Source organism: Corynebacterium sp. HMSC22B11, assembly GCF_001815965.1.
Taxonomy (GTDB): domain Bacteria; phylum Actinomycetota; class Actinomycetes; order Mycobacteriales; family Mycobacteriaceae; genus Corynebacterium.
Genome location: NZ_KV823476.1, coordinates 18287 through 29049 on the forward strand (window position 1 = coordinate 18287; position 10763 = coordinate 29049).

A 10763-nucleotide genomic window follows, 5' to 3' on the forward strand; every position below is an offset into this window, starting at 1 on the left:
ACCCACATGCGCTGCCAGCCTGCCGTTGAGTCGGCAGGCCAGCCGCTAACTATTCATCGTTGTACTTCATCGGGCCGTTGTACCAGAAGCCCGAGCGGGTCTTCTCTTCGACGTCCACCTCAACCGGACGCGGCTTCTCACCCGTGGCATCCGGGAAGGTCCGCAGGCGGTCCAGCACACCCCAGTCCCGCAGCCAGTCATCCTTCAGGTAAGTCGGCAGCTCCGTGGCCTGAGTGCTCATCTGCACCAGCCCCACGGAACCACCACCGGCGTAGTCCATCACCGGGGTAAGGATGCGGCGGGCGGAGTGATCCGGCGAGATGCGGAACTCCGGCACCTCAGCCACACCCACGTTGTGGTCGAATGGCCGCTGGCACGGGAACTGGAAAGCCGTGGCCCAGTCCAGCAGCGCCGGAGCCTCGGAACCCACGTAGTCATTCAACGGCTCCAGCTTCGGGGCGCGGGGCGGGGTCAGCGCCAGCCATTCGGATGGGGTGAGGTTCGTATCCACGGCGACGATGCGGATCTGATCCGCCTCCTCCGGGATCCACTCCATCGGAATGCGCAGGTTGCGCCACTGCGGGGCGGTGCCGATGTCCAGCGGTAGATCCTCGCCCAGCGGCTCGAAGTCGTCCTGACCCTTGCCGGTCGACTTGCCGTACTCCACCTTGACCAGCTGCCCGTACTGGAAAACACTGTCGGAATCGTAGTGGCCGATGGTGCCCGCCGCGCTCAACGTGATCAGCGGGTGATCCTCCCGGTTCTCCGGCAGGGAGTACCACTTGGTCGTCGTCGAGGCGGAGAACTGCGGCCCCTCCTGGAAGGAACCGACCACCGGTACGCGCTGGGGATCCAGCTCGAACGGTAGGCGCGCGTGCGAACCGTTCACGCCCGGCTTCGGCAGCAGGCCACCGGCGGTGCCGGAATCCTGGCCACCGTCCGCGGCCTCCGCGCCGCCGCTGCGGTCACCGGAGGCTGCGGCGTCGTCGTTCCGGTCATTGGACGAGGCGCCAGCGGTACCGTCCGTGCCCTCGCTGCCGGCCGGGCTGGCTTCCTCGCTCAGATTCGTGCCGCTGCTCGGCTGATCGCCATCCAGCTTCATCGCGGTTTCCACCGAGTTCTGGCTCACGGCATCCTCGCCACGACCATCCGGGTCGATGTGCGCCGGGATGCGGTTCGGCAGGAAGCCAGTGGAGTCCTCGGTGGTCAGGGAGTCACCGATCGGCGAACCATCGGCCACCTTGAGCAGCGAATCATTCGTATTCGTCTCCACGAGGACATCCTCGGCCAGCTGGCAGCTGTGCCCAGCCAGGGAGACGGCGTTGCCCTTGCCGATCGAGTACGCCGGCCACTGCGAGATGAAGCCCTTGCCCATCGACGCGATCGAGAACACCAGTGCCAGCATGGTTAGCGCACCGATCGGTGCCGCGGTCACCATCGTGACGCGGTACTTGCGCTTCCGGTTCGTCGTATCCGTCACCGCACCGTCATCGGTGCCGTTGTTGACGTCAGCAACCTCGCCCGCGGACTGGGCGCGGGCCTTTTGTGCATCCGTGCGGTACCCCAGCAGCACGCCCCAGATCAGGGTGAGCAGGGCGATGACCAACATCACCGTCGAGGCCTCAATGCCAGCGATCTGGATCGTCTTATCCCACCACGGAACACCGAAGCTGGAGACGTACCACCAGCCATTCGTGCCCGAGAGCGACAGCGCGAAGAGCATGAGCGTGGTGCCCAGGAAGAGCACGCGGTTGCGCGCGGAGCTCGCCGAGAAGTGCGAGGCGGCGATCGCCGCGAGTCCGATCAGGGCTGCACCAATGCCCGCGTAGACGCCAAAGTGGTGAGTCCACTTCGTCGGTGTGAAGACCATGAAGAAGGCCGTGCCGAGGATGACCAGAATCAGGCGAGCGGTGGGGGCCTTCGCCGCGCCCGGGACACGCCCGTTGCGCAGGATGGACGCCACGACCACGCCGAGGCTGAAGATCATCATCAGCACGATGAAGCGGCGCGCGAAGGAGCCGTCGGTGGACTGCTCAAGCAGTGAGGTGTAGCGCACGTATTCCTGGTACCAGGACAGCGACGGACCCCGGTCGGAGCGAACGGCGATGGCCTCGCGCACGGTGCTAAACGTCTGGTCGCCGAATACGCCGACGAGGATCGCGGTGCCCGCAGCAAGGAACGGTGCGATCTGTGCGAGCATGCCGCGAATCACCTTCCCGCGGCCCGCACCCTTCTCGGCGCCCAGCCACGGCAGGCGGCGCACCGCGATGCGGATCAGTGCGCTCAGGGAGACCAGCACCGTCGCCACGGCCATCAGGCCGGTCGGACCCGCACCCAGCGCCAGGGTGGCCAGCAGCGTACCGATCGCCGCCGGCAGCAGCCGGTGGGTGGCGATGGCTCGCTCGAAGGAGACCCAGGTCAGCAGCGAGAAGACCGCGATGATCGGCTCCGGGCGGGTGCCGTTATTGAAAGCGATGAAGAACATCAGGAAGGCCACCGCGGTGGTCCAGTGCGCCACGGCGCGCTGGTTAACCTTCACGCCCAGGCGCGGCAGCACCTCGCGGGAGAGCACCAGCCAGGTCACCGCGGAAGCCAGCAGGGCGGGAAGTCGCATCCACAGGGAGGTGGAGGAGACGTTGACCATCAGCGCCAGCAGGTCGTAGAACGGCCAGCCGAAGGGAGACTCCGGCACGCCGAACCAGCGATAGTAATTGGCCATGTAGCCGGACTCGTGGCTGGCCCGGGCCATCGTCAGCAGGTAGCCATCGTCGGCGGTATTCGCGCCGATGAAGAACCAAATCAGCAGCACGGCACCTACGAAGCCGTCCACCCAGCGGGGCTTCCACCAGTCCTTCTGCATCAGGCGACCGGAGCCGGTGCGCCCGTCCAACTTGTCGATCTGGTGCAGCGCCCACAGCGAGACGACCATGAAGGCCAGGCCGAGCCACATGACGATGTTCTTCAGCAGCGTCGGAGTACTCGAGAAGCGAGAATCCACCTTGACGTCGGCCTTGAGCCCCGCATCGGCTGCGGCCTTCGCGTTGTCCGGGGTGTTCTCGAACTCGGTGTAGATGCCGGTCAGCATCGGGCGGGTATCCCGGTCGATATCGCCGGAGTACACCGCAGGGTCCAGCTCTTCGCCGTCGGTGGTGGTGCCGTCCACCCAGACCCGGGTGACCTCGGCATCCGAGGTGATGCGCAGCAGGGCATCATCGGAGAGTTCCTTGAGGTCCTTCTCCTTGAGGGAGAGCGGCACCACGTTGCGGATGATGACGTCCAGGCCGGAGTCGGTGTTACGGACGAAGAGCCCGCGCAGCGTCTCCTCCTTCGAGCCCTCCGGCACGGTGGATAGGACGTTGCTCTGGCCATCGTTGAGCTTGTCGATCTCGGAGAGCGGGATCGAAAGGTCCAGGCTCTCCGGGGAGTAGCTGATCAGCGGTGCGGTGACGCTACGCAGGTCCCCGTTCTGTGGCCAGGAAAAGGAGGACTGCTCCTGGTTGACTGGCAAGAATGGAGTGGCGATGAAAAGCAAGAAGCCCAGCAAGCCGGAGACGATCGCGAGGGTCGTGATCCGACTGCTGGTGCCACTCTTCGGGGCCTGGTTCGCCTGTGGCGGCGCGGTGGGGTTCACCGAGCTTCCGGGCCCTTGATCTGGCTGTTTATTATTCTGCTGCTGCACCGTAGACACGGCTAATAACTGTACGTTACCGCCGGTCAAATGTGGACTAGTACGCGCGTGGCCTTAGTTACGCACGGCGACGGCAAACGGTCCAATCTGCGTGACATCCCAGTGCTTCTGGAACGCGCTCGCCGGGAAGTGGACGGTGCGGAAACGGACGTTCGGCTGGTTCGGGTAGATGTCATCCGCGATGAGGTAGGAGAACTCCGCTTCCTCCATCGGGGTGGCGTCGCGACCCGCCGGCCCACCTTCCTCGGCTGGCACCTCGCCACGCAGGACGAGGGCGTCTGGCGCGGTCCACCCTTCTTCCTCGGCTGCCCGATCCATCGCGGCGATGAGCTCATCTGGGTCGGTGATCTGTGTCCAGGACTCGATTTCCTCGTTGCGCCGCTCGAACTCTCCCAGCGGGTTGGCGTAGTGGGCAGTCATCGCCTGATACACGTGATAGGGGTAAAAGCTCATGAAGTGCTGCTCATCGGTGAGGATGGTCGCCCCGGAGCGCTTCCCCAGCTTTTCAGCGAGGTGCTCGTCGATCTGCGCGTAGTAGACGGTGGCGTCCGCGGGCATGCGGTCACCGCGCATGGCGTTGCCGTCGGCGTCCGTGTAGGCGGTATCGATCTTCTTCTCGTGATTCATTGGGATATCGATCGCGTAGTAGAGCGTCCCGAATGCCAGGATCGCGGCGAACACGCGCGTCACACCGCGGGACTTCGCGGGGTCCACGGTCGCCGGGTAGAACTTCGGCATCCCCACACCCCGCAGGTCGATGATCGCCAGCGCGCCGGCCACGGCAAAGAGCAGCGCGATCGGCAGCGCCACGCGGAATCCCAGCAGGGTCGTGCCGAGCAGCGGCATGGCCATGGAGGCGACCGCCCAACCGTAGGCGGTGAGGATGCCGACCAGCAGGGCGCGGGCGTCGTCCTGACGGTGGCGGGCAACCAGCCAGACCAGACCGATCAGGGTCAGAACACCGAGCGCGGAGAGGTCGAAGAAGGGCATCATCAACGCGGTGCCATCTTCGGGGAGGTAGTGCTGTGCCTTGCCCGTTGGACCGTGGGGCTGGGTGAGTAGCGCGCGCAGGTAGGGGAACCAGCCAAGCAGCGCGATGAGGATCGAGCCGACCCCCATGGCCAGCAGGCTCAGCAGCGGGCGGATTCCCTTCTGCCGGATCGCGGCGGCGATGGCCATGACCACCACCGAGAGTGCAGAGAGTGCCGTGAAGAGGGTGTACAGATTGGCAGAAAGTCCCAGGTAGACCATCACGCCGAACAGTGCCCAGCGGGAGCCGAGCAGTGCGTGGCGGGTCATCACCATTGCGGCTGGCATGCCCACCGCGACGATGGCCGCGTAGGGCTCCTCTGGGGCTACGTGCAGGGTCGCTACCGCCGTGACCAGCGCAACCGTCGCGCCGGAGGCCAGCGAGCCGGTGAGGTGGCGCCACAGGGGAACGAGCATGGAGAAGGCCGCAGCCAGGGTCATCAACGCCCAGGGCTGGTAGGCAGCCCAGCCCGCCAACCCGGTGATGCGTGCGAAGAGACCGCCGGTGAAGAACCACAGGCCGGGGTAGAAGCTCGGCATGTTCGGGTAGGCCATGTCCACCCAGCCCGGAGTGTCCGTCAGACGGGTCAGGAACTGGGTGCGGAAAGCCTGATCGACGCTCACACCATCCAGGTACAGGCTGGTGGCGGCCAGCGGGATACCGATGCTGGTGATCACCAGGCCCGCTGGAGCAAGGTAGAGCAGCACGGCGAGAACTCGGCGCTGCCAATTCGACCAGTTGGTTCGCGGGTGGAGCACGTAGTACACCGACACCGCAGCGAAGAGGATCACGAGCACAGAGCCGACGCTGCTCAGCGCCTTGAGCACGTAGCTGGTGTTATACGCCGGAAGGCTCGGCCTGGACATGATGAACCAGGCCACGACCGTCGCCACTGCCGCGACCGCGCCGGTGACCAGCATGTGCACGATTGTGCGCAGCGGGCTCAGGGCATCGGGCTGCGTTTCCGCAGTGCTGAATCCAGTGACGGATGCTTGGTTGTGCTCGACGGTCGTTCCGGTGTGCATGCGTATATCAAAACACATGCACACCGAAGGGCGGATTTAACCGCGCGGGCCGCGGAGCATGATGCCGCGGATCCCGCTGTGGAAACCATCGCGCAGGCCGACGCGCTGCGCCTCCGTCAGGGTGTATTCGTGAAGGGTATCGCAGGCGAACTGCAGGAGTGGGCGGTCGATCTCCGGGGGAAGGCCGCCGCCAGAGAGTAGGTGGGCGTTATCCTTCTGGGCCTCGCTCGCGGCGTTGTCGAACCACCAGACGGCGTACTGCTGGCCGATGTCGTAGGGGTTCTGCTCTCCCGCGGACGCCCAGACTTCGTTGGGGAGCGGGACGTAGCGGGAGCGCAGCTTGCGGTGGCGGGCCATCATGGATGGGTTTGGCTTTGGCTTCCGCGCTGCTTCCGGTGTGTCCTCGGTGGCCGTGGCTGGTTCCTGTGCCTGGGACTGGGCTGCCCCGCTCTGCTCAGCCGCGTTGTCCGGCGTCTTGTTGTCCGGCGCCGCGTCGTTCGGTGCTGCAGCACCCTGAGCTGCGACGGTGTTGGGGGTCGGTTGTGCCGTCGTTTCGGCGGACGGCTCGGACGTCGCTGGTTCGGCGGAGGCAGTAGGTGCCGGACCCGGCTTGGGTCCGGGCTTCGGCGCAGACTTGGGTGCGGCGGGGTGCGCCGCGGGGCTTGGGGCGGCCGACGGGGACTCTGCCTGCTCATCCGTCGTGGTGGCTGCCACAGCAGCGTTGGTCTGTACAGCGCTTGCCGGTGCATCCTCGGATCCTGCGGCCGTGGCCGAAGCCTGTTCGGGTGCTGCCGCGGAGGTCGGCTCCGTGGCGGTTTCGGCCGGCGCGTTGTCCCCGGCCGCGGTGTTGTTGCCCGCTTCTGCCGTGGGCTCGGTGACCTGCTTGTTGTGCTCCATTTCCGGAATGACGCTCGGTCCGGACTCTTCGGGCTCTTCTGCATCGCCGAGGGGCTTGAAGTCCGGGCTGGGGCTGTCCTCGCCCTGCGTTTCCCCAGGGATTGGGGTGGTGCTGGCATTGGCGGGCAGCGGTCCCTCCAGGATCTGCAGCCGCATCGTGTCCCGGAAATCCTCGCGAGGGTCGAGGATCGTGGTGGTATCGCAGGCGAAGCGCAGCTGCGAGGACATGGAGTCCCAGCCGAAGCCGTAGAGGTGCACGCGAATGCCCGCATTCACGGCCTCTTCCACGCCGGGCAGCATGTCCGCGTCGCCGGAGACGAGGACGATATCCGAGACGTTGCCACGGACGGCGGCGAGCACCATATCCGCGACCAGGCGGGTGTCCACTGCCTTCTGCGTGCGGCGGTCTCCCCACTCGATGAGTTGGCCACTGCGTAGCTGCACGCCAGGTTCGCTGCGCAGGGAACGCTGGTAGCGGTGTGGTCCGGACTCTGGGATGCCGTCGTACCAAAATTGTCGGTGAATGGGCTGTTTGAGCTGGTCCTGGGCGATACGGCCCAAGGTACAGACGACCTCCGGAAGGTCGATTTCTAATTGCGCGCGGGCGCCGGTTTCCCAGGAGTTATAGAAGCTAGCTAGGAGATAAGAGGTATCGACGAAGATCTGTGTTCGTTCGAGCATGATGGGTCGGTTGTCCGTTTCTTTAGTTTCACAATTTTCAGTGCATTATCCATTGCGCACTGTACTTCTTGAGCGCCTGTGCGCGTGGCGCTTTCCCCTCTAGTGTGCATCAAAGAGTTGTTGTATGGTTGGTTACACAAGTAACTAACCGACTAGGTAGGGCGCGGTGTTGAACCGCAACCTGGTCGCACGGTGAACGTCAACCAAGCCCCATCGAGGGGATCGAACACGAATACAGGGAGGTGCCATGGAGGAAGCCACCACGCCGCTGTTTCAGCAAGTGGCTGAGCTCGTAGCAGATGCCATTGTGGACGGCTCCCTGCCAGAGGGGGAGCGGGCACCGTCGACGAACGAGCTCGCGGCCTTCCACGCAATCAACCCGGCCACCGCCCGCAAGGGCTTGAGCCTGCTGGTGGATGCCGGGGTGCTTCAGAAACAGCGAGGTATCGGCATGTTCGTTACTGAGGGCGCGCGGGAGAAGGTCATCGCGCAACGCAAGGAGGCCTTCGCCGGCCGTTACCTGGTGCCGCTGGTCGACGAGGCCGCGAAGCTGGACATGACCGCCAGCGAGCTCCGCGAGCTGCTGGGCAGCGTCGCTGAAAGCCGGGGGCTCTATGACTGACCCCAACAACGCACCGAAGCCCGTGCCCCGCGGGTTACTCCAGCCGCCAATGCAGAGCACCGGCGAGCAGGTAAAACACTGCCCTTCGAGCGGCAACTAGCCCAGAGCATCACGCTAGACCGTTAAGTCGACGCACCACGCGTCCCACCACACAGGAAGGCACAACAATGAACCACCTGAAAGAAAGCGTTGGAACGAGCATCCCGCCCCGCGCTACACCCAGCATCGAGCTATCGGAGCTGGCGGTCAGCTTCGGCAAGAAAACCCACCCGGCCGTCGACGGCATCAGCTTGCAGATCCCGGGCGGTCAGGTCTACGGACTGATCGGACGGAATGGAGCGGGGAAGACCACCCTGCTCCGGGCTATCGCGCAGCAGCTGAACAGCTCCGGCACGGTGACCCTGGACGGTCAGCCCATCCGCGATAACGAGTGGGCGCTGGAGCGCATCATTCTCGCCGGCCCGGATGCCACGTGGCCGCAGGACCTCCCGGTGCGTAGCGTGCTGCGGATCGCGGAGCTTCGTTGGCCAACCTGGGATCAGGCCTTCGCGGAGGAGATGATCCAGGCTTTCCGCATCGATACCAGCAAGCGGTTGCGCGCGATGTCTCGTGGTCAGCGTTCGGCGGTGAGCATCATCCTCGGCCTGGCAGCGCAGTGCCCGATCACCCTGCTGGACGAGCCCTATCTCGGCCTCGACGTGCAGAGTCGCGAGGCCTTCTACCAATTCCTCATGGCCGACCTGGAGCGCAATCCCCGCACGGTGATCCTCTCCACCCACCACCTCGGGGACGTCGCCCGACTGCTGGATCAGGTGATCATCATCGACGAGGGCAAGCTCCTGGAATCCGGCCCCCTCGAGACCGTCTCCGGCCGCATCCACCTGGTCTCCGGTCCCAGCCAGGCAGTGTCCGCCTTCCTCGAGCAGTGGTCTGCTTCCTTGCCCGTCGCCCCTTCTTCCTTCCTTATTAAGGACGTCACCAGCACCGGTTTGCGCAGGTTGACCCTCAGCTATGACCCCGAATCGCCGGAAGCCGTGGCGGCAGAGTCGGCAGCGCAACGCGCCGGTGTCCAGCTGAAGGCCGCGGACTTGGAGCAGGCGGTGCTCGCGCTCACCGGAGAGGTGGCCGGCGATGAGTAATAAGACGAGTGATCGGCATGCCCAGCCATTGGACGGTGGGATCAAGGTGGCGGAAAGCAAGGGGGTAGCGGGCGAGGCTTCGGCCCAGGTCCAGCGAGTGAACACCCGAGTGATGGGCCGGGTCTTCCTCTTCGCGTCGTGGCGGAGCGTGCTGTGGAGGGTGCTCCTCGTAGTTCTCATCAGCTTCCTCGCGATCGTTGGCGAGGCGGAACACCGGCCAATGAACTTCTTTTATGCCATCTTCCTGGGTGGTGCTGTGGGAAGCGTGCACTTGGTATTCCAGCCGAAGGGCGAAGAACTGCGGGCGTTCGGGCTGACCACGGCGCAGATCCGCCGACTAGCGGCAGCTATGTGGGGGATGGCGCTGCCGGCCTCGGCGCTTTATCTCCTCATTGTCGTGGTGATTTCTCGGACCGCTAACGGCATGCTGACCTCGGGAAAGCTTCTGCTCTCCTGCCTTGTGGGCTATCTGCTTCTTCTTGCTTACGCCGTCTACCGGGGCTGGAGTGCGCAGGTGGAGATTCGCAATGACGCGGTGGGTGAGCAAGACATCCTGGTCCGAGCGGAGAAGGCGAAATCGCGGAAGGCGGCGTCGAGCTCTGAAGGTGGAGCCGTTACCCCGGCAGGCTCGAATGCGGAGGACTTGAGCCGCGAAGAGCAGGCGGCTTTCGAAGCAGACACGGCATTCGACGCGGCGGTGATCCAACCACTGCGCCTGCTGGGGCGCACCTTGGCGAAATGGGAGTGCGGTATCGCCTTGGCTCTTGGCCTCGTGTTGGCATTCTGGCCCTGGGCGGCGGATACGATCGGCGCCTACCTAGGGATCGCACTTGTTGGCGCCCTCATCGGGAGCAGGTGGCTGCTCACTGCGTACGGGCTGCCAAAAAACTATGTTCAATGGTTGGCCTTTGGCGGAAGTAGGCGGGCATGGCGTAAAGCTGCGCTGGTGGGCACTGTTAGGACCAGCTGGTCGGTGCCCTTGGTCATGGTCCTAGTCGGTTATCCCGCGTTGCTGAATAGTGAGAGCACGCTCCGGGAGCAGTTCAGCGGAACAGAGATTCTGGCGGGTGCGCCGATGCTGGGGCTGATCGTGCTCTTCCTCATTCTGGGCACCACGTTGTTAACTGCACTCGCCACGTTGCGGTGGCCAAAGGCCGGTGCGCTGACGCTTGGGGGTTTCCTCGCCTACGGCATGGCAATGGTGACAGTGTTCTGTTTCCAGTTGTTCTTCACTGGAGACGTTGATCCGTTACCGAGAGCGGCCATCGGTGTCCTTATCTCTGCGTTCTATGTGGCGATAGCGGTGTGGGTCTTCTACGCCCGCATCATCAAGCAGGATGCTCGGAACGCCGGCCACATTCAGACATTGGGCGAATAGCGTCCGTGCCCACAGAGAAACCCCAGTTCATAAACGATGTTGAGCTGGGGTTTTGTGTTTGTTGTGGGCTGTGTGTAGATTATTGATCTGCAAGCGAGGCCGACAGGCTCGGTGCGAACGGGGGAATCAAGATCCTTAACGGTTTTTCTTCTGTGTTTGCATCTGGTTCTTGGATGGTGTAGCTTAGCAATCCTGCAAGATCGCCGGTTATTACCGGGTGGTTGGATTTCCCTTCGGTCTTGTTTCTTGTCACCGAGTGTGTGAACGCTAAGTGATCGTGAGTTTTTCTCCGGTTTGCTTCTG

7 protein-coding genes are annotated in these 10763 nt (G+C 64.2%); 3 read left to right on the forward strand and 4 right to left on the reverse strand.

The window, feature by feature from the left end; translation table 11 throughout:
- Positions 1–49: 49 nt before the first annotated feature.
- From HMPREF3088_RS02415 to HMPREF3088_RS02425, 3 genes are read right to left on the reverse strand one after another with little or no spacing between them, the layout of a single operon-like run.
- Positions 50–3688 (reverse strand): arabinosyltransferase domain-containing protein, encoded by a 3639-nt coding sequence (locus HMPREF3088_RS02415; RefSeq protein WP_210401475.1) that lies wholly within the window; start codon positions 3686–3688, stop codon positions 50–52.
- A 54-nt stretch (positions 3689–3742) separates the two neighbouring features.
- A complete protein-coding gene (locus HMPREF3088_RS02420; RefSeq protein WP_246818007.1) occupies positions 3743–5743 on the reverse strand; it encodes a galactan 5-O-arabinofuranosyltransferase in 2001 nt (666 codons plus the stop codon).
- A 36-nt stretch (positions 5744–5779) separates the two neighbouring features.
- Complete coding sequence (locus tag HMPREF3088_RS02425; RefSeq protein ID WP_070758229.1) at positions 5780–7321, reverse strand: NYN domain-containing protein; 1542 nt, start codon at positions 7319–7321, stop codon at positions 5780–5782.
- A 247-nt stretch (positions 7322–7568) separates the two neighbouring features.
- On the opposite strand from HMPREF3088_RS02425, the gene HMPREF3088_RS02430 reads away from it, so the two are divergent.
- The 3 genes from HMPREF3088_RS02430 (at position 7569) to HMPREF3088_RS02440 (ending at position 10460) form a co-directional block, all read left to right on the forward strand.
- Positions 7569–7943, forward strand: coding sequence for a GntR family transcriptional regulator (locus HMPREF3088_RS02430; protein WP_012359373.1), 375 nt, complete (start codon positions 7569–7571; stop codon positions 7941–7943).
- A 167-nt stretch (positions 7944–8110) separates the two neighbouring features.
- Positions 8111–9082 (forward strand): ATP-binding cassette domain-containing protein, encoded by a 972-nt coding sequence (locus HMPREF3088_RS02435; RefSeq protein WP_070758231.1) that lies wholly within the window; start codon positions 8111–8113, stop codon positions 9080–9082.
- On the forward strand, positions 9075–10460 hold the full coding sequence (locus tag HMPREF3088_RS02440) for an ABC transporter permease (protein ID WP_070758233.1): 1386 nt from the start codon (positions 9075–9077) through the stop codon (positions 10458–10460). Before HMPREF3088_RS02435 ends, HMPREF3088_RS02440 begins: the two co-directional genes overlap by 8 nt.
- Positions 10461–10539: 79 nt before the next feature.
- Here the strand turns inward: HMPREF3088_RS02440 and HMPREF3088_RS10540 are convergent.
- A partial coding sequence (locus HMPREF3088_RS10540; RefSeq protein WP_210401476.1) for a hypothetical protein occupies positions 10540–10763 on the reverse strand: 224 nt, incomplete at its 5' end.